This window comes from Nocardiopsis sp. NPDC057823, from assembly GCF_042797335.1.
GTDB lineage: Bacteria > Actinomycetota > Actinomycetes > Streptosporangiales > Streptosporangiaceae > Nocardiopsis > Nocardiopsis changdeensis.
Genome location: NZ_JBHVLR010000008.1, coordinates 74,340 through 93,387, shown reverse-complemented (window position 1 = coordinate 93,387; position 19,048 = coordinate 74,340). Strand labels below are relative to the sequence as shown.

The 19,048-nt window shown below is 74.6% G+C and carries 18 protein-coding genes; 8 read left to right on the top strand and 10 right to left on the bottom strand.

Annotated features, from left to right (window positions below; translation table 11 throughout):
• Positions 1-47: 47 nt before the first annotated feature.
• A complete protein-coding gene (locus ACFVNO_RS15680) occupies positions 48-1,454 on the top strand; it encodes a serine hydrolase domain-containing protein (protein ID WP_378893128.1) in 1,407 nt (468 codons plus the stop codon).
• Here ACFVNO_RS15680 and ACFVNO_RS15675 read toward each other — a convergent pair.
• Positions 1,440-3,674, bottom strand: a complete 2,235-nt coding sequence (locus tag ACFVNO_RS15675; protein ID WP_378893125.1) for an ATP-binding cassette domain-containing protein — start codon at positions 3,672-3,674, stop codon at positions 1,440-1,442. The genes ACFVNO_RS15680 and ACFVNO_RS15675 overlap by 15 nt on opposite strands.
• A gap of 62 nt (positions 3,675-3,736) precedes the next feature.
• Between ACFVNO_RS15675 and ACFVNO_RS15670 the strand changes: the two genes are divergently transcribed.
• Both ACFVNO_RS15670 and ACFVNO_RS15665 read left to right on the top strand, forming a co-directional pair.
• Positions 3,737-4,690 (top strand): helix-turn-helix transcriptional regulator, encoded by a 954-nt coding sequence (locus ACFVNO_RS15670; RefSeq protein ID WP_378893122.1) that lies wholly within the window; start codon positions 3,737-3,739, stop codon positions 4,688-4,690.
• Between the two features lie 281 nt (positions 4,691-4,971).
• The gene (locus tag ACFVNO_RS15665) at positions 4,972-6,240 is read left to right on the top strand and encodes a metallophosphoesterase family protein (RefSeq protein WP_355268059.1); all 1,269 of its coding nucleotides are present in this window, start codon (positions 4,972-4,974) and stop codon (positions 6,238-6,240) included.
• A 59-nt stretch (positions 6,241-6,299) separates the two neighbouring features.
• Here the strand turns inward: ACFVNO_RS15665 and ACFVNO_RS15660 are convergent, their stop codons facing one another.
• The 4 genes from ACFVNO_RS15660 to ACFVNO_RS15645 all read right to left on the bottom strand — a co-directional run bounded on the left by ACFVNO_RS15660 (position 6,300) and on the right by ACFVNO_RS15645 (position 10,505).
• Entirely contained in the window at positions 6,300-6,989 is a 690-nt protein-coding gene (locus tag ACFVNO_RS15660) for a response regulator transcription factor (protein ID WP_355268062.1), read from the bottom strand.
• Positions 6,986-8,116, bottom strand: a complete 1,131-nt coding sequence (locus tag ACFVNO_RS15655; protein ID WP_378893117.1) for a sensor histidine kinase — start codon at positions 8,114-8,116, stop codon at positions 6,986-6,988. The genes ACFVNO_RS15660 and ACFVNO_RS15655 overlap by 4 nt, the downstream gene beginning before the upstream one ends.
• 27 nt (positions 8,117-8,143) lie before the next feature.
• Entirely contained in the window at positions 8,144-8,878 is a 735-nt protein-coding gene (locus tag ACFVNO_RS15650) for a hypothetical protein (RefSeq protein WP_378893114.1), read from the bottom strand.
• A 166-nt stretch (positions 8,879-9,044) separates the two neighbouring features.
• A complete protein-coding gene (locus tag ACFVNO_RS15645; protein ID WP_355268071.1) occupies positions 9,045-10,505 on the bottom strand; it encodes an alanine/glycine:cation symporter family protein in 1,461 nt (486 codons plus the stop codon).
• 302 nt (positions 10,506-10,807) lie between these two features.
• On the opposite strand from ACFVNO_RS15645, the gene ilvA reads away from it, so the two are divergent.
• Both ilvA and ACFVNO_RS15635 read left to right on the top strand, forming a co-directional pair.
• Positions 10,808-12,088: a threonine ammonia-lyase IlvA gene (gene ilvA, locus ACFVNO_RS15640; RefSeq protein WP_355268074.1), complete on the top strand. Its 1,281-nt coding sequence runs from the start codon at positions 10,808-10,810 to the stop codon at positions 12,086-12,088.
• 4 nt (positions 12,089-12,092) lie between these two features.
• Positions 12,093-12,494, top strand: a complete 402-nt coding sequence (locus ACFVNO_RS15635; protein WP_355268077.1) for a hypothetical protein — start codon at positions 12,093-12,095, stop codon at positions 12,492-12,494.
• A gap of 11 nt (positions 12,495-12,505) precedes the next feature.
• On the opposite strand, the gene ACFVNO_RS15630 is transcribed toward ACFVNO_RS15635, so the two are convergent.
• Entirely contained in the window at positions 12,506-13,717 is a 1,212-nt protein-coding gene (locus tag ACFVNO_RS15630; protein WP_378893109.1) for a hypothetical protein, read from the bottom strand.
• Between the two features lie 731 nt (positions 13,718-14,448).
• Here ACFVNO_RS15630 and ACFVNO_RS15625 point away from each other — a divergent pair.
• The 3 genes from ACFVNO_RS15625 to ACFVNO_RS15615 all read left to right on the top strand — a co-directional run bounded on the left by ACFVNO_RS15625 (position 14,449) and on the right by ACFVNO_RS15615 (position 15,861).
• Positions 14,449-14,997, top strand: a complete 549-nt coding sequence (locus ACFVNO_RS15625) for a hypothetical protein (protein ID WP_378893106.1) — start codon at positions 14,449-14,451, stop codon at positions 14,995-14,997.
• A gap of 141 nt (positions 14,998-15,138) precedes the next feature.
• Positions 15,139-15,261, top strand: coding sequence for a hypothetical protein (locus ACFVNO_RS15620; RefSeq protein ID WP_355268086.1), 123 nt, complete (start codon positions 15,139-15,141; stop codon positions 15,259-15,261).
• Positions 15,262-15,369: 108 nt separating this feature from the next.
• Positions 15,370-15,861 (top strand): hypothetical protein, encoded by a 492-nt coding sequence (locus tag ACFVNO_RS15615; RefSeq protein ID WP_355268089.1) that lies wholly within the window; start codon positions 15,370-15,372, stop codon positions 15,859-15,861.
• 67 nt (positions 15,862-15,928) lie between these two features.
• Here ACFVNO_RS15615 and ACFVNO_RS15610 read toward each other — a convergent pair whose 3' ends face one another.
• From ACFVNO_RS15610 to ACFVNO_RS15595, 4 genes are all read right to left on the bottom strand, one after another.
• Positions 15,929-16,282 carry a hypothetical protein gene (locus ACFVNO_RS15610; protein ID WP_378893101.1) on the bottom strand — a complete coding sequence of 118 codons (354 nt, stop codon included), beginning with the start codon at positions 16,280-16,282 and terminating at the stop codon, positions 15,929-15,931.
• Positions 16,283-16,683: 401 nt separating this feature from the next.
• Entirely contained in the window at positions 16,684-17,082 is a 399-nt protein-coding gene (locus ACFVNO_RS15605) for a RidA family protein (protein WP_355268095.1), read from the bottom strand.
• Between the two features lie 27 nt (positions 17,083-17,109).
• A complete protein-coding gene (locus ACFVNO_RS15600) occupies positions 17,110-18,363 on the bottom strand; it encodes an MFS transporter (RefSeq protein ID WP_378893096.1) in 1,254 nt (417 codons plus the stop codon).
• A gap of 97 nt (positions 18,364-18,460) precedes the next feature.
• The gene (locus ACFVNO_RS15595; protein WP_378893093.1) at positions 18,461-18,934 is read right to left on the bottom strand and encodes an RrF2 family transcriptional regulator; all 474 of its coding nucleotides are present in this window, start codon (positions 18,932-18,934) and stop codon (positions 18,461-18,463) included.
• Between the last annotated feature and the right edge of the window lie 114 nt (positions 18,935-19,048).

Sequence of the window (19,048 nt, the reverse complement as noted above, 5' to 3'; positions counted from 1 at the left end):
GGGTCCCGGTACCGGGACCCACCGGCCACGACCGACAGGGGAGCACCTTGCCCGACGAACCCACCCCCCTCGACCCCGGCCACTGGGCCGCCCGGCTGTCCGACCTCGCCGGACGGCACGGCGTCCCCGGCGCCCAGCTCGGCATCCTGCGCCTGTCCCCCGACGGGGGGCAGGAGACCGCCGCGGTGGCGCACGGCGTCCTGGACACCGACACCGGCCACCCCGTCACCCCCAGGTCCGCCTTCCAGATCGGCTCGGTTTCCAAGGTCTGGACGGCCACCGTCGTCATGGGCCTGGTCGAGGAGGGCCTGCTGGCCCTGGACACCCCCGTCGCGGAGGTCCTGCCCGAGCTCGTCCCCTCCGCCGGCGCCACCACCGCCGGGGTCACCGTCCGCCACCTGCTCACCCACACCAGCGGTATCGACGGCGACCTGTTCACCGACACCGGCCGCGGCGACGACGCGATCGAGCGCTACGTCGCACCGCTCGCCGAAGCCCTCCGCGTCCACCCCCTGGGCGCCACCTTCTCCTACTGCAACTCCGGGTTCGTGCTGCTGGGCCGGATCATCGAACGCCTCACCGGGCAGGTGTGGGACGAGGCGATGCGCGACCGCCTCTTCGCGCCGCTGGGCCTGGAGCGCACCGGCACCCTGCCCGAGCACGCCCTGCTGAACGACCCCGCGACCGGCCACGTCGAGGGCCTGCCCGACCCGGTGCGGACCACGCAGTGGGGGCTGCCCCGGGCCATCGGACCGGCCGGGGGCGTCACCGCCGACGTCGGCGACGTGCTGGCCTTCGCCGCCCTCCACCTGCGCGGCGGCACCACGGCCGACGGGACCCGCCTGCTGTCGCGGGACACCGTCCGCGCCATGGCCGAGCCGCAGGTGGGCCTGCCCGACCCCTACACCCTCGGCGACTCCTGGGGGCTGGGCTGGATCCGCTACGACTGGGACGGGCACCGCGCCATCGGCCACGACGGCAACACCATCGGCCAGTCCGCGTTCCTGCGCCTGCTGCCCGGGGCGGGCCTGGCCGTCGCCCTGCTCACCAACGGCGGCCGCACCCGCGACCTCTACCAGGACCTGTACCGGGAGGTGTTCGAGGCCCTGGCCGGGGTGCGCGTCCCCGGCGCCCTGGAACCGCCCGCCGACCCGCCGCACCACGACGTCACCCCGCACCTGGGCGTGTACGAGGGCGCCGCCGGGCGCCTGGAGGTGCTGGCGGGCGCGGACGGCCCGGTACTGCGCAGCACCGCCCTGGGCCCGCTGGCCGAGCTGCGGCCCGACCCCGTCCAGGAGCACCCCATGGCGGCGGTCGCCCCCGGTGTGTACGCCACCCGCCCCGAGGACGCCGTGACCTGGTCGCCGGTGACCTTCTACCGGCTGGAGACGGGGCAGGAGTACGCCCACCGCAACGGCCGCGCCCTGCCCCGGGTGGACTCACCCGCCGTGTAGGGCCTCGGCGGTCGCCGTGCCGACGATCCCGGCGGGCGGTCCCTGGTAGAGGACCCGCCCGCCGCGTTCGCCCGGCCCCGGCCCCAGGTCGATGAGGTGGTCGGCGTGGCGCATGACGTCCACGTCGTGCTCGACGACGACCACGGTGTGCCCCCGCTCGACCAGCCGGTCCAGCACCCCGAGCAGCACGGCGACGTCGCCCGGGTGCAGCCCGGTGGTGGGCTCGTCCAGGACGTACAGGGTCGGGCCGGCGGCGTCGCGCAGCTCCCGGGCGATCTTGAGGCGCTGGCACTCGCCGCCGGACAGGCTCGTCAGCGGCCGTCCCAGCCGCAGGTGGCCCAGCCCCACCCGGTCCAGGCGGCGCAGCGCCGTCCGGATCGCCTCGTCGGGCAGCAGGGCGAGGGCCTCGGCGACCGTGAGGGCGTCGATGTCGGCGATGGTCAGCCCCGCCACCCGGTGGCGCAGCACCTCCTCGGTGAAGCGCCGGCCCTCGCAGACCGGGCACAGGACCTCCTCGGCCTCCAGGAACGCCAGGTCCACGCGGACCGTGCCCAGCCCCCGGCACTCGGGGCAGGCGCCCTCGGAGTTGGCGCTGAACCGGCTCGCGGGCAGCCCGCTGCGCTCGGCGAACAGCGCGCGCAGCGGCGCGGCGATCCCGGTGTAGGTGACGGGGGTGGAGCGCCGGTGGGCGGTCACCGGCCGCTGGTCGAGCACCACCGCCCCGTGCCCCTCGACCAGCTCCGCCGCCAGGCTGGACTTGCCCGAGCCGGCGACGCCGGTCAGGACGGTGAGCACCCCGGTGGGCACGTCCACGGTGACGTCCTTGAGGTTGTTGCGGCGGGCGCCGCGCACCGTGAGCGCCCCGGTGGCCGGGCGGGGCACGGCCCGGACCGGCGCCCGGGCGGCCAGGGCCGCGGCGGTGGCCGTGCCCGCGGACCGCAGCGCGCCGAAGGTCCCCTGGTGGACCACCCGGCCCCCGTCGGCCCCGGCCCCCGGGCCGATCTCGACGACCTCGTCGGCGATCGCCATGACGGCCGGGTCGTGCTCGACCACCAGGACCGTGTTGCCCAGGTCGCGCAGCCGGAGCAGCAGCTCCGTCATCGACGCGACGTCGCGCGGGTGCAGGCCCGTGGTGGGCTCGTCGAAGATGTAGGTCATCCCCACCAGGCCCCCGGCCAGGTACCGGACGGTCGTGATCCGCTGGGACTCGCCGCCGGACAGGCTCGCGGTGCCCCGGCCCGGGTGCAGGTACCCCAGCCCGATCCCGACCAGGGCCCGCAGGCGCGCCTCCAGCCCGGCCACCACCGGGGCCACGGCGGGGTCGTCCACCTCCCGCACCCAGGCGGCCAGGTCGGCGATCTCGGTGCGGGCGAGCCCGCCCAGCGTGCGGCCGCGGACCGTGGCGGCGCGGGCCGCCGCGTTCAGGCGGTCGCCCCCGCACTCCGGGCAGGGCGCCGCGCGGGTGAACCGGGCCGTCACCTCGCGCTTGCGCTCGGAGGCCTCCCCGCCGGAGCGCAGGTGGATGCGCTCGAACCGCTCCACGATCCCCTCGTACTCACGGGCGGGCCGGGTGCCCAGCCGCGCCGCGTGCTCGCCGCCGTACAGCAGGGCGCGGCGCTCCTCGGGCGTCCACTCGCGCAGCGGGGTGTCGGCGGTGAAGGAGCCGATGTCGGCGTAGCGCTCGTACCAGTGGCGGCCGTCGCCGAACCCCGGCACCCGGATCGCCCCCTGAGCCAGCGACAGGTCGAGGTCCAGGAACCGGTCGACGGCGCTCACCACGGTCTCGCCCAGCCCCGAGCAGGCCGGGCACATCCCCGCCGGGTCATTGAACGAGAACCGGGAGGCCTCGCCCACGTGCGGGGTGCCGATCCGGGAGAACAGCAGCCGCAGGTACGCCCAGACCCCGGTGGCGGTGCCGACGGTGGAGCGGGCGTTGCCGCCCAGCCGGCGCTGCCCGACCACCACCACGGGGGTGAGCCCCTCGACGAGGTCGGCGTCGGGGCGGCTCCACTTGGGCAGCCGCTCCCGGGCGAACGGGGGGAAGGTCTCGTTGAGCCGGTGCCCGGCCTCGGCCGCGACCGTGCCGAACACCAGCGACGACTTGCCCGAACCCGACACGCCCGCGAACACCACCAGGCGTCCGCGCGGGATGTCGAGGTCGATGGACTTGAGGTTGTTGGTCCGCACTCCGCGCAGGCGGATCACCGCGTTGGTCTCCATACCGGCGACGCTACGAGCAGATGTGGCCGGAATCCGGCCGCGATATCGGCGAGACTGGACCCATGGCGGACGTCACCGGGCGCACCCTCGCCCTGCTCACCACACTCCAGTCCGGGCGCTCGTTCACCGGGGAGGAACTGGCCGCGCGGCTGGGCGTCAGCCCCCGGACGCTGCGCCGCGACGTGGACCGCCTGCGCGGCTACGGCTACCCGGTGAGCACCCGGCCCGGGCCCGGCGGCCACTACCGGCTGGTCGCGGGCTCCTCCGTGCCCCCGCTGGTGTTCGACGACGACGAGGCGACCGCGACCCTGCTGGCGCTGGCCGCCCTGGCGGCGGGCGGCGCGGCCGAGGGCGGGAGCGTGGAGGAGGCCGCCACCCGCGCCTACGGCAAGGTCGACCAGTACCTGCCCGCGCGGCTGCGGCACCGGGCGGCCCGCCTCCGGGAGAGCCTGGAGAGCACGACGCCGCCCGGGCCGGGCACCGCGGCCGGGAGCCTGGCCGCCCTGGCCGACGCGATCCGGGACCGGCGGACCGTCGCCTTCGACTACCGGGGGCGCACCGGGCGGGAGTCCTCGCGGCGGGTCGAGCCCCACCGGCAGGTCCACCACCGGGGCCGGTGGTACCTGCTGGCCTGGGACACCGGCCGCGAGGACTGGCGGGTGTTCCGCACGGACCGCATGGCCGGCCTGCGGACGACGCACGACGCCTTCACGCCCCGGCCGCTGCCCGCCGACACCGCCGCGGAGTACCTCCGGCGCGGCCTGGACCGGGAGCGCACACGGGTCGTCCTCACCGTGGCCGCGCCCGCTGCGGCGGTCGCCGACGCCTTCGCCGAGCACGACGCCGAGGTCGAGGCCCTGGCGGGGCAGCGGACCCGGGTGGCGGTCATGGCCGACACCTGGGAGTGGCTGCTCACGCCCCTGGCGTTCCTGGACGCCGACGTCACCGTGCACGGGCCGCCGGAGGCGCGGGCGGCCCTGCGGGCCTTCGGCGCCCGCCTGGCGGAACAGGGCTAGGCCCCGTCCGTCGGCGGTGCCGTTCCGGGCCCGGGTGGGCGCCGCCCACCCCGGGCGCCGTGTCCACCGGATCGGGTGCGGGGCGGCGCTGTACCGCCGGACCCGGAGGCGGCCGCTCCCGGCCCCAGGGCACAGCGCCGACCCCCTGCGCAGGGGCGGTAACAGTGCGCACGTACGGCGTTCACCGGGCCGCGACTGATGGTCCCCGACCGTTCACACCGCGTTGCCCCCGGGCGGCTACCGTCGCTGCGTCAGCGTTCCCCGGCAGAAAGGCACCCCCCGTGTCCCCCCTCGCCGCCCGCCGCGCCTTCGCCCTGTTCGGCTCGACCCTCCTGGCCCTGACCGCGGTCGCCGCCACCGCCCCCGCCGCGACCGCGGCCACCGACCCCGAGCGCGTGATCCTCACCCCCACCGCCGACCCCGCCACCTCGCAGACCCTCACCTGGCGCTCGGACGGCTCCGGCGACCCGGTGCTCCAGATCGCCCCGGCCGCCGACCCCGACCGGGTCGACACCGTCGAGGGCGCCGACACCGCCTCGGTCAACGGCACCTTCCACGCCGCCACCGCCACCGGCCTGACCCCCGGCACCGACTACCGGTACCGCGTCGGCGACGGGACCTCCTTCAGCCCCTGGCGGGTCTTCACCACGGCCTCCTCCGGCGCCGACCCCTTCACGTTCCTGTACTTCGGCGACATCCAGAACGGCATCTCCACCGGCGGCGCCACCATGGTGCGGGCCGCCCTGGCCGCCGAGCCCGACGCCGAACTGGCCGTCCACGCCGGCGACCTCATCAACACGGCCGACAGCGAGTCGGAGTGGACCGAGTGGTTCGACGCCATCGGCCCCGAGGCCGCGGGCACCATGAACCACATCACCGCCCCCGGCAACCACGAGTACTCGCTGCTGTCCCTGAGCCGCTACTGGACCGCCCAGTTCCCCGGTGCGGGCAACGGCCCCACCGGCGGCCGCCACCTGCCCGAGACCGTCTACCACACGGACTACCAGGGCGTGCGGTTCGTCGTCCTGAACTCCAACTACCGCAACGCCGCCCCGCTGAGCACCCGCTCCTGGCTGGACACCCAGCAGCGGTGGCTGGAGGAGACCCTGGAGTCCAACCCCCACGAGTGGACGGTGGTCACCTTCCACCACCCCGTCTTCTCCAACAGCCCCAGCCGCGACAACCGGCCGCTGCGCGACGCCTGGCTGGACACCCTGGAGGAGCACGGCGTCGACCTGGTCCTCCAGGGCCACGACCACTCCTACGCCCGCGGCAACCTCACCGCCAACCGCACCGACGACCCGGCCGTGCAGACCGGGACCGTCTACACCGTCGCGGTGACCGGCACCAAGATGTACGACGTCTCCGACGGCAACTGGACCTCCAACGGCGCCGAGGCCCGCGTCCAGATCGCCGACACCCCGACCTTCCAGGCCGTGGAGGTCGACGGCGACCGGCTGGTCTACACCGCGCGCACCGCCGACGGCACGGTGGTGGACGCCTTCACCATCGACAAGAGCGACGGCAAGCGCGTCACCGACACGCTCTGACCGGGAGCGGCGCCCCCGGCCCCCGGGGGCGCCGCGGCCCTCCCGGCAGGGGCTCCGCCCTAGGCGCGGGGCCGCTCCGCGCGCCCGGCGCCCACCAGCCCGGACTCGTAGGCGGCGATCACCAGCTGGGCCCGGTCCCGGGCGTGGAGCTTGGCCAGCAGCCTGCCGATGTGGGTCTTGACCGTGGCCATGCTCAGGTGCAGGTGCTCGGCCAGCTCAGCGTTCGAGAACCCCGAGGCGACCAGCCGCAGCACCTCCGTCTCCCGCTCCGTGACACTCCCCGGCAGGGCGGACGGGCGCCCGGCCCCGGGGCCGCGGACGAAGGCGGCGATCAGCCGGCGGGTGACCGAGGGCGACAGCAGCGACTCCCCGGAGGCCACGACGCCGACGGCCTCGATCATCTTCGCGGGCGGGGTGTCCTTGAGCAGGAAGCCCGCCGCCCCCGCGTGCAGCGCCGCGTAGACGTACTCGTCCAGGTCGAAGGTGGTGAGGACGAGCACGCGGACCCCGGACGTCCGGGGGTCCGCGCAGATCCGGCGGGTGGCCTCGATGCCGTCCAGGACCGGCATGCGGATGTCCATCAGGACGACGTCCGGCAGCAGGCGCCGCGCCTCCTCCACCGCCTCCGCCCCGGTGGCGGCCTCGCCCGCGGCGGCCATCCCCGGGGTGTGGTCGATCAGGAACCGGAGGCTGCCCCGGAGCATCGCCTGGTCCTCCGCGACCAGCACCCGGACGCCGGGACCCGTCACCGCCCCTCCTCCGCGACCGGCAGGCGCGCGGAGACCGCGAACCCGCCGCCCGGGCGCGGCGCCGCCGAGAGCTCGCCGCCGTACAGCAGCACCCGTTCGCGCAGGCCCGCCAGCCCGTGCCCGCCCGGGAGGCGGGGCCGCCGCCACCCCGCCGGCCCCTCGTCCACGACGTCGACGGCGACCGTGCCGTCCCCGACCGCCACGGTGACCCGGCACCGGGTCGGGGCGGCGTGCTTGACCGCGTTGGCCAGGGCCTCCCGCACGATCCGGTGCACCAGCGCCCGGGGGGCGTCGGACAGGGCGTCCAGGCCGCCGACCGACGACTCCACGGCGACCCCGGCGCGTTCCGCGTCCCCGATCGCCTCCCGCAGGTCCCCGTCGGCGGGGGAGAGCGGTCCGCCCTCCCGCAGCGCCCCGAGGGTGCGGCGCACGTCCGTCAGCGCGGACCGGCCGATCTCCTCGATGTCCCGGAGCGCGGCTCGCGGGTCGGCCTCGGGCACGTGGGCGGCCACACCCGCGCGCACCGTGATCAGGCCCAGGGTGTGCGAGACGGCGTCGTGCATGTCACGGGCGATCCGCAGCCGCTCCTCGGCCGCCGCCCGCTCCGCCAGGTGCCGTTCCCACCGGCCCTCCTGCTCCTTCCGGACGCGGACGGCGGCCCCCAGCGCCCACGCGCCGCCGACGGCCGCCGCCACCAGCAGGGCCAGGCCGACCGCCTCCGCCCGGTCACCGGAGGGGGTGACCAGCGCCTGACCGGCGTACACCCCGCCGCAGGCCACCGCCAGCGCGGCGGCGAGCGCGGGCGCCGAACGCCGGGAGGGCGGCGCGGACCCCGCGGTGTGGGCGGCCAGCGCGGCCGCCAGATAGGGCTCCCGGGTGAGGTCCAGGAGGGTGGCTGCGGTGAGGGCGGCCAGGATCACGCCCAACGCCGCCAGGGGCCACCGGCGGCGGAACACGAGCGGCGCGCCGGCCCCGAGGGCGATGGCGACGGCGAGCCAGGGCGGGCCGGGGTAGGCGGGCTGCCCGTCGGTCCCGGGCAGGTACGCGAAGCCCGTGTAGACCGCGGTCGCGGCGACCGCCGCCACCAGGTCCTGGACACGGGGGCGACGGACATCGCGGGAATCCATGGCGTAAAGGTACCGATACCGGTGTGCTCAGCCCAGCCGGCCCAGGACCGTCAGCGCCGCCAGCGCCGCCAGGGCCACCGCTCCCCACCCCAGGACCGCGGCCGGCCGCGGCCTGGGCCGGGCGCGCAGCAGTTCCACTCCGGTGGGCACCAGCGCGATCGCGAGCCCGGCCACGGCGACCAGCGACAGCGGCGCGGTGCCCTTCAGCACGCCCAGCGGCAGCGCCGCGGTCGCGGCCAGGGCCAGGGCGCGGACCGGCCCCAGGACCCGGGCGCGCAGCGCGCCGAACGCGAGGATCACCCAACCGGCCGGGATGACCGCGTTCAGCGTCGAGAACACGTGGAAGGCACCGTAGGTCTCGGAGACGACCCGGGCGGTGGCGGCGGCCCCGAGTGCCTCGGCCGACCGGAAGGCCATGTGGTCCGCCCCGGCGTGGAAGACCCGGGCGACCAGCCCGGACACGACCGCCAGCCCGCCCCACAGGCCCCAGGCGGGGGCGCGTTCGGCGACGCGCGCCGCGAGCACCGCCGCGGCGGGCCACAGCAGCAGGAGCGCGGCCCCGGTGAGGGCGTGCGAGACGGTCATGGTGACGGGATGGTGCCCGTAGGCGGTGAGCTGCGCCGCGGGGGTGAACGCCGCGGGGAGGCGCACCAGCATGCCGGCCGCCAGGAGCAGGGGCGCGAGGACCGCGCACACACCGCCGACCCACCGGACGGGGAGGTGGAGGGCCGGAACGGACACGGGTGTTCGGGGAGAGGTCATGTGCACGACCCTGCCGGGCGGACGGCGCCGGGGCGTCGGACCGGGGACCGGTCCTGGCCGTCCTACCGTGGCATGACCCGGGGCGCCGGAGCCGCTCCGGGAGGCCCGCCCCTGTCGGGGACCGGGCGGGCCGCCCCGGCCGCCCCGCCGGAACGGCCCGCCGGTGTCAGGCCTGCGTCCGCTCCGCCTTCTCGGGCTCGGCGGAGCCCCAGCAGAGCACGTTGGGCAGGTCCGGCAGCCGGTCCGCGGTGAAGACCGGGTCCAGGCCCTGCCTGCGCTGGTCCGTGTAGTCCTTGAGCAGTTTCAGCGCGACCCCCGCCAGCGGGACGACCGCCGCCAGGTTGACCAGCGCCATGAAGCCCATGGTCGTGTCGGACAGCGTCCACACCAGCTGGATCGAGCCGATGGAGCCCAGGAAGGTCGCCACCAGGAACACCCACTTGTACGCGGTCAGCAGCTTCTCGCTCGGGTTGAGGAAGCCGACGTTGGACTCGCCGTAGTAGTAGTTGCCCAGCACCGAGGTGAAGGCCAGCAGGAAGATGATGATGGTGAGGGCGTGCACCGCCCAGGCGCCCAGGTTCGCGCCCAGGGCGTCCTGGGTCATCGTGGCCCCCAGGTCCTCGCCGTAGGCCGGGTCGGACACCAGGATGATGAAGGCGGTGACCGAGCAGACGACGAGGGTGTCGAAGTAGACGCCCAGAGTCTGCACCAGCCCCTGCTTGACCGGGTGGCTGACACTCGCCGTCGCGCCCGCGTTGGGCGCCGACCCCAGCCCGGCCTCGTTGGAGAACATCCCGCGGCGCACGCCCTGGATGATCGCCGTGCCCAGCCCGGCGGCGGCGATCTCGCGCAGCCCGAACGCGTGGGTGAACATGAGCGCCAGGACGCCGGGGACCTTCTCGATGTTCATCAGGACGACCGCCACACCCAGCAGCAGGTAGGCGAGGGCCATGAACGGCACCAGCAGCTGGGCGACGTGGGCGATGCGCCGGATGCCGCCGAAGATCACCGCGGCGGTCAGCGCCACCAGGCCCAGCCCGATGGCTGCGGGCAGCCACGGCATGGCGCCGGTGTCCGCGCCCAGTTCCGCGGCGGACCCGGCCAGGGTCGTGGAGATGGTGTTGGCCTGCACGGCGTTGAAGACGAAGCCGAAGGTCACCGTGATGGTGATCGCGAAGACCACGCCAAGCCAGCGCCTGCCGAGCCCGTACTGCATGTAGTAGGCGGGGCCTCCCCGGAAACCGCCCTGGTAGGGCACCTTCCACAGCTGGGCCAGCGTGGACTCCACGAAGCTGGCCGCGCCGACCAGGAGCGCCATCATCCACATCCACACCACGGCGCCGGGGCCGCCCAGGGAGATGGCGGTCGCGACGCCCGCGACGTTGCCGGTGCCGACCCGGGCCGCGGCGGACACCGCGAACGCCTGGAAGGACGAGATGGAGCGCCTGCCGTCGCCGTCCGTCCGTGTGGAGCCGCCCAGCGCGCGGAACATGTCGGGCAGCAGGCGCAGCTGCACCAGCCCCAGGCGGACGGTGAAGTACAGGCTCGCGGCGACCAGCACCACGATGACCAGGGGCCAGAAGAGGTCGTTGTTGAAGGCGCCGATGGCGTCGGTCAGCCCTTGCATGGGAGAGAGGATCACCGTTTCCACAGAGGAGGACAGAGGAGGTCAGTACGAAGGGCCTTTTTCGCCTGATTCGTCCGCATCAAACACGGAGCGACCGTCGAGACACCTCCTGTCACGTAATCGTTGCCCGACCGTGGTGGCATCGGGACCTGTGCGCGCCGCCGGACCCGGGTGCCCCTGTGTCCCGTGGGGCACGAGTGCCACCCGAACGCCCATGGGACGCTGTACGGTCGGAGCGGACGGTTCCGGAGCCCCGCCCCCCGGCGGAGCCGGGCCCCACGCCCGCGACGACGAGGACCACGGTGAACGACAACGACCGGTACGGGGACGCGGCGCCCGCGCGGGTGACCGCGGCGCAGGTGGAGGAGGCGGCCGCCCGCCTCGCCGACGTCATCGCGCCCACCCCGCTCCAGCGCAACGAGCGCCTCTCCGCGCGCTACGGCCTGGACGTGCGGCTCAAACGCGAGGACCTCAACGCCGTCCGCTCCTACAAGGGGCGCGGCGCCCTCAACTTCGTGCGCTCGCTCGACCCCGCCCGCCGGGAGCTGGGCGTGGTTTGCGCGAGCGCGGGCAACCACGCCCAGGGGGTGGCGTTCGCGTGCGCCTCCCTGGGCATCCGGGCGCGCATCCACCTGCCCAGGACCACCCCGCGCCAGAAGCGCGAGCGGGTGACCGCGCTGGGCGGGGGGAGCGTGAGCGTCATCGTCGCCGGGGACACCTACGACGACGCCGCGGCGGCCGCCCGGGCCGACGCCGAGGTGCTGGGGATGACCCTGCTGCCCGCCTTCGACGACCCGCGCACCATCGCCGGGCAGGGCACCGTGGTCAAGGAGGCCGTGGAACAGCTCGGCCGGGCCCCCGACGCCGTCGTGGTGCCGGTGGGCGGCGGCGGACTCCTGGCGGGGACGCTCACCTGGCTGCGCGGGCACCACCCGCGGGTCCGGGTGATCGGCGCCGAGCCGGAGGGGGCCGCGAGCATGGCGGCCGCCCTGCGCGCGGGGCGGCCGGTGGACCTGGACCACCTCGACCCGTTCGTGGACGGCGCCGCCGTGCGCCGGGTCGGCCGCATCACCCACGCGGTGGCGGCCGAGCGCCCGCCGCACCTGGTCGCCGTGCCCGAGGGGCGCATCTGCCGGGAGATGCTCGACCTGTACCAGACCGACGGCATCATCAGCGAACCCGCGGGCGCGCTCGCCTCCGCCGCGCTGGACCTGGACGTCGATCTCCCCGAGGGCGCGACGGTCGTGTGCGTGCTCTCCGGCGGGAACAACGACGTGAGCCGGTACGCCGAGATCGTCGAGCGGGCGCTGGTCCACGAGGGGCGCAAGCACTACTTCCTGGTGGACTTCCCCCAGGAGCCGGGCGCGCTGCGCCGCTTCCTCGACGACATCCTGGGGCCGGACGACGACATCACCCGGTTCGAGTACGTCAAGCGCAACAACCGCGAGACCGGCCCCGCCCTGGTGGGCGTGGAGCTGGGGGCGCCGGAGGACCTGGAACCCATGCTCAAGCGCATGGAGGCCGCCCCGCACCGCATCGAACGGGTCCGCCCGGACAGCCCCCTCTTCGGTTTCCTGGTCTGACCCCGTGCACGACCGCGCCGCAGAACCGACCGAACCGTGCACGGCCTGCGGCGGAGCCCGCACCGGTTGGGCGGGTCGGTCCGTCGAGGACGGCCGCCTGCACTGGACACTCGAATGGCTCTGTGCCTGCGGTCAGGTCTGCGACCGTGGCAGGGGCCCGGCCCCGGCACGGGTCCGCGAGGCGATCGTCGCCCGCCACGGCACGCACCGCCTCGTCCTGACCGATCCGCAGACCCGGAGCGGCGCGGTCCCCAAGGCCTTCCGCGACGTGTTCGGCCTGCCCCTCGCCGAGGCCGTACGGGCCGCCGCCGCGCTGCGCGGCCCGGGTTGGGAGGGCACCCACCCCGAGGTCGCCCTCATCGCCGCCCTCCTGGCCGCGGCGGGTCTGTCCACCGCCGTTCGCTGATAGTCGTGCGCTCAGCCGCCGGGGAGGAGGTCGGGGCGGACGGCGCGGAACGCGCGGACGAGCTCGCCGTGCCGGGCCTGATTCGGCTTGATCCGCATCTTCTCGCCCTCCAGCCCGACCCAGTGCGGCAGGTCGACGCCGTACAGGGGCTCGCGGGTCACCACGTCGACGGAGAACTGCGGCTTCCGGCCCGAAGTCCGGTGGTCGGTCCCCACGTCCTGGCCCACGCTGCGCACCTCCGACCAGGGGATGCGGGCGCGCACACCCGCGAACGAACCCTTCGGCTCCTGCACCAGGGTGATGCCCTCCGCATCCAGTTCGACGCCCTGCACGGTCGTGTAGCGCGGGGTTCTCCGCAACAGCGGGCGGCTGACCAGCGCGAAGAAGACCGTGAGGAACAGCATCACGCCCGCGCCCCCGTACTCCCCGTTCACCGCTGAGACCACGGTCAGCACGGCCAGCCCGAGCGCGAAGTAGACGCAGACCACGGTCGTGACCAGCCAGCCGGCGGCCTGCTGCCACCGCATGTCCACCCGCAGCACGCCGGCCCCGGCGGGCCCGGGGGCCGCCGCCTCCGGTACGGGCTCCGCGGCGGCCGCCGACTCCGGCGCCGCCGGCCGGGCCCGCCCCGCCCCGGCGGGGCGCCACACCCCGATCTCCTTCTCGATGCGGCTCAGCAGGTCATCGCCCAGGGTGACGACGATCCGGGGCCGCGAGGCCGTCGTCCCCTTCCAGTTCCTCCCGGCGGGGACGAGCGTCGCCCACCGCACCACGGGCTCGGACACCCCGTCCCCCCGCTTCAGGTGGATCTCCAGGGTGCGCCCGGGGACGGAGCCCTTGCTCACGCTCCGGGTGACCAGGTGCACGTCCCGCCAGGGGACGAACACCGTGCCGCCGCGCGCCCACGACCGGCGTTCGCGCACGAGGCCGATGCCCCGGTCGCCGACCTCCACGCCCTGCTCCGCCAGGTGGCGCGGGCCGGTCAGCACCAGCGCCAGGAGCGGGACGAGCAGCAGGGCGCCCAGGACCCCGAACACCACCAGGTCACCGGACGGGTCCTCGACGTTGCCCCTGACGTACGCGGCGTAACGGGCACCGACGCCGAGCCCCACGGGCAACAGCAGGATCAGGCCGAAACCGATCCAGCTGCCGATCCAGTACTGCGCCTGGTCTTTGCGCACGTCCACCCGGCCGGAGCCGGGCGCGGGGGAGGAGGCGGGCATGGGGGTCCTGTCCTGAGGCGGGGTGACAAGCCGACCGTACCGGGAACCACCGGTCGGATGTGCGCCCGAACCGTCCGTACCGGATGCCCGGAACCCGCCCCACCCGGGCGAGCCCGTCGGCGGCGCAGTCGCCCCGTTCGGGGTTCCAGAGCACGATCTCGAAGCTCGCGAACCCGCAGGGCCGGTCGCAGTCCAGGGCGTCGACACCGGTCTCGGCCCCGCGGCAGGGCATTCGCACAGCGAGCACCGCGAAGTCCTCCTCGTAGCGCTCGTCCATGAGGTCACGCCACCACTCGGTGTCCACCGAGGCCCCGCAGACGGGGCAGCCGATCCGTTCCAGGTTCTGTCCGCAGCCGACGAACACGGTGGAGTCCGTCCACCGCACGTCGATCTCCCGTCCGAGGTCGTCGACCGGGCACAGCGAGTCCGCGAGGGCGGCGGCCCGGCCCGCCGCCTCCCTCCCCGGCCGCCAGTACGGGTCGGTCGGGATCACCGAAAGGACGTCGTCGCTCACGTCCGCCCGCCCGAAGCCGTGATGTCGAACAAGGGGAGTGTCTCGCACACGACCGCTGCGCCGGACTTTGTCCTGGCATGCCGGCACTACGGTCTCCGGGCCTCTTCCCGGACCGAGACGGTTCCGTGAACCTCCCGGGGTTGGCCCGAAATGTTCCATTGCGAGTCTTATATCCGTCATGCGCGGGGAGTGCGGAGAAGGCGAAGGAGAGGGCCGGGTGGTCATCGGCAATCGCGCGCAGCGGGCGGGACTCACGGTGGTCTGCCTCTTGCTGTGGGGAGTGCTCGCGTTGGGGAGTATGGCCGGTGAGTTTCGTGAGGACCCGGGTGGCTTGCTGTTCGTCTCCGCGATCATCGGTTCTGCGCTCTGGCTGAACCTCAAGATCGGCTTCTGGCGCAGACTGGAACTGCACGAGGGTCACATCGTCCTGTACGACTACGTGACGCGCACCGTCGTCCCCATCGGCCTCGTCCAGGGGGTGGCGGTGGCGGACGGTCAACTGTCCCTGGAGCTGTCGGACGGGAGGTCATTGCCCTCCGCGGCCTTCGAGGGCTCCCTGTGGGCAACGCTGTTCGGCAGCCGGTCCGCAGCCCGTGCCGAGCGCCTCATCAACGACTTCTACGGGTTCGGGAAGGGCAGGCGTACTTCCAAGGGTGATCCCGGTGAGCCCTGTCGCTCCCCGCACCTGAATCTGCTTGCTCTTCCCGTCGTCATCGGGACCGTCTTCGTGAGCTACTACCTGATCGGGCTCGTCTTCTCTCCCTGACCCCTGGTCCGCGTGGTCCCGATGTGCCACGGCTGATCGTGCCGGGCTTCGCGGAGCGATCTCTCCGCCGACCGGGCCCGGTTCTTCGAAGACCGGGCCCCGGCGTACCCGGAGGGCGGAGCCGACAGTCGGCAGGAGGTCGTGCGCGTGGTGCTGCTCGGGTACGCCGAGGCCGAGCCGACGGAGGAGAACACCACGAAGGTGTACGCCCGCCACTGCACCGACCCGGCCACGATCACGGATCTGCGCTTTCGGGACGTGTGAGAGGCACGGACACGGTGTGCGTCCGAGCCGATGGAGCGCGCCGAACTTCCGGCCGCGCACTCCACGGTCCGACGGGAAGGGCTTTCAGCCCCCCGATAGGGTGGCCGCATGTCCGCTGACGAACGCGTGACCCGATCCACGTTCTCCGGTCGTATCGAGCCGATTTCCGACCCCCGGCCGATGCCTCGGCTGCCCCGACGTATCTGGTCGGACGAAGACTGGGAGCGAATCCGGCGCGGGTACGCATCGCGTGACATGGATGAGAGATGGGACGTCTTCGCGGAGGGCGATGTCGTCTTCCTGCACCGGAGCTGGACCGGACACGGGATTTTCGCAGCGACCTTCACTCCGGTCGACGGCGGTGGCCGACGTATTTCCCGTGCCGTGGTGGAACGCGACCCCGAGCGCTACGGGGGTGCGGACGACGATCACGACCAGCTGATGCTGGAGCTGGTCATCAGCGCCATCGTGCTGGGAGAACCGGCCCGTGACCTCCGTACGAAGCTGGTGGAGCTGACACGCCGGAGGTCCGGCTCCGCCGATGCGCCCGCCGGACTCATCCGGCACAGCGCGTTGGGGCTGCGTTCGGACCCGTCCTGAAAGGCCGTCGCGCAGCGCGGGACCTCCTGCCCGGACGGCCTGTACGGAGCACGTGGGCAGGGCGTCCTCACCCGCGTTCGTCCTCCTCCTTCGCGGCGAGGAACCCGTCCAGGAGCCGGAACAGCGTGGCGACGGCGTGTTCCTCCTCTTCGCGAGTCAGATCCCTGAGGCGTTCCTCGTCGGGGAAGGCGATCCTGCGCGCCTGGCCCCACCAGCCGGTGGCGCCGCGCGGGGTCCCCTGCGCCTCGATCCACGCGTCGAACCCGTCCAGTACGGATCTCCCGCCACGTCGCGCGTGACTCTCGTACCCGTGGAGGAAGGCGACCGCCAGCTCGAAGGAGGTCCTTCCGGTGTACATACCGGGTCGCTTCCCCACCAGTGCCAGGAACTCCCGGTCGCTCAAAGCCGTGACGTCGAACAAGGAACCGCACCTCTCACACCGTGGCCGATGCGCGGCACCCTACCTCGGTGCACCGACGCCGCGCGCCCGTGTACGCCGGGGCGATCCGGACCGGGGGCCATGGGCGCTTCACGGTGCCGGCAAGGGATCCACCGGAACCTGACCGGGCGTTCGCTGGGAACGGTCGACCGCCTCGATCTCCCTGCGGGCAGGGGGCGGAAAACCGCCGGTCACCGGGGTACGTCCCGCATTCACCCACCCCGGATGTGCGTTCCCGGCCGGAGCCTGACAGGCTTCCACCACCGTGCGCCCGGGTGGGAAGCGCAGCCCCACCGGCCAACGACACCCACCCGGCGCACGCCGTCCCGGGCGCCCGGCGGGACGGTACGGCCGCCGCCCCGCCCCGCGTACCGGGCGCGGCCTCAGCTCCGGGCGCGCACGGCGACCGCGTCCACCTCGAAGAGCATCCCCGGCAGCGCCAGCCCGGCCACACCGAGCAGCGTCTGCGTGGGCGGGCGGTCGCCCCAGGTCCGCGCGATGCGCGCGGTGAGCACGCCCAGGCGGTCGAGGTCGAGCCCCACCACGTAGGTGCCGAGCCGCACCACGTCGCGCGGCGCGACCCCGGCGGCCTCCAGGGCGGTCTCCAGGTTCGCGAAGGACCGCTCCACCTGCTCGGCGAAACCGTCGGAGGCGACCCCTCCCTCCGCGTCGGAGGCGTACTGCCCCGCGACGAACACGAACTCCTCCGTGCGCGCCACGTGGCTGTAGCCGAAACCGGTCGGGTCGTGCAGGGCGGCGGGGTTGAGGACGGTGTGGCCCATGGTTCTCTCTTCTCTCTCGTTCGTCTCTTACAGCTCGTCGTCGTTCTCGTCGGCGGGTCGGTCGCGCGGCGGCGCCGCGCGGGGGAGCGGGACGGCCACCAGGACCAGCGCCGCCACCAGCAGCGCTCCCGCCAGGAGGAGCGCCCCGTTCGATCCCGCCGCGTCCAGCGCCAGCCCGCCGCCCAGCGCCCCCAGGGCGATCGCGGCGTTGAAGGCCGCCACGAACAGCGAGGTCGCGCCCTCGGCCCGCTCCGGCGCGGCCCGCAGCATCCAGGTCTGGAGGCCGACCGACACGCCCCCGTACGCCAGCCCCCACAGGCCGACCGTGAGCGCCCCCGACCACGGTCCGCCGACCGCCGCGAGCAGGAGCATGGTCAGCGTGAGCGCCCCGGCGATGCCTCCCAGCACCCCGCGTACGCTCCGGCCGACCAGCACCCCCGCCAGGAGGTTCCCGGGCAGCCCCGCCGTTCCGAACAGCAGCAGCGTCCAGCCGACCGCCGCGGCGTCCATGCCCGCCTGTTCGTGCAGCAGCGGGCGGACGAAGGTGTAGGCCGTGAAGTGCCCGGCCACCAGCAGCAGGGTCAGCACCACCCCGATCCGCACTCCGCCGCCGCTCCGGAGCAGGCCGCCCAGGTCGGCCGGCCGCAGCGACCGCTCGACGGGCAGCGGGGGCACGAGGGCGAGCACCCCCGCCAGGGCCACGACCCCCAGCAGCCCCGCCGCCCCGAACAGCGGCCGCCACCCGTACGCCTCGGCCAGCAGCGTCCCCAGCGGCACCCCGACCACCGAGGCGGCCGAGACCCCGCTGAAGACCACCGCCGTGGCCGCGCCCACCCGGCGGGCCGGGACCAGCCGCGGCGCCAGACCCCCGGCGACGGCCCAGAACCCGCCGATCGCCGCGCCGATCGCGACCCGCGCGGCCAGTACGGCGGCCAGGTCCTGCCCCACGGCGGTGACCAGGTTCCCCGCGGCCAGCAGGGCCAGCAGCCCGGCCAGGACGAGCCGCCGGTCGATCCGGCCCGCGGCGGTCGCGGTGAGCGGCGCGGCCGCCGCCGCGACGATGCCCGGCACGGTGACCGCCAGGCCCGCCCGGGCCTCCTCCACGCCCAGGTCCGCGGCCATCGGGGTGAGCAGCCCGACGGGCAGCAGCTCGGTCGTCATCAGCGCGAAGATGCCCAGGGACACGGCCGCCACGGCGGACCACCCCCGGGCTCCGCCCGGCGCCGTCCGGGTGGCGGTCGCGGCGCCCCAGGCCCCCGGTGCGGCGGCCTGCCGGCTCATCGCGGCCTCCGATCAAAGAGTTCCCGGATATTTGATATCGATAATTGGTGCACGGTGAGTCCTCCGTCGTGAAGGGGGTGGTGGGGGCCGTTCGGGGCTAGCGGAGCGCCTCACGGGTGGCCGGAGCCGCCGCCGGGTCCCGCTGTTCGACGGTGCGGCGGATGTCGGCGACGGTCTGCCCGGCCAGCTCCGCGCGCCAGGCGAGTTCCGCCCTGCGCATGGCCTGGGAGACCGCGCACGTCCGCCGGTAGTCGACGTCGGGCCGGCCGCCCGGCCCGTCCTTGAGGATCTGGCGGCAGCGGAACGCGTCCTCGGGGCCCTCGATCGCGGTGACGACGTCCAGCAGCGTGATGTCGCCCGGATCGCGGGCGAGTCGGAAGCCGCCGCGCGGCCCCGTGGTGGAGATGAGGATGCCCGCCCGGGCCAGCGCCTGGAGGTGCTTGGCCAGGTAGGCCGTGGGCAGGGCGAAGATCTCCGCCAGCCGCGCGGCGGGGACCGCCTCACCCGGGTCGGTCCAGGAGAGGTTGACGCAGGTGTGCAGCGCCCACTCGACTCCCTCGCTCATCTTCATGATCCCGGATGTTATATGTCCTGAATAGGTCGTGGCAACACCCGGGTCCCGGAGACGGCACCCGCCCCTCGTGCCCGACGGGCGCCCGCCGCCCCGCGCCGGTGCCCGTCGTCC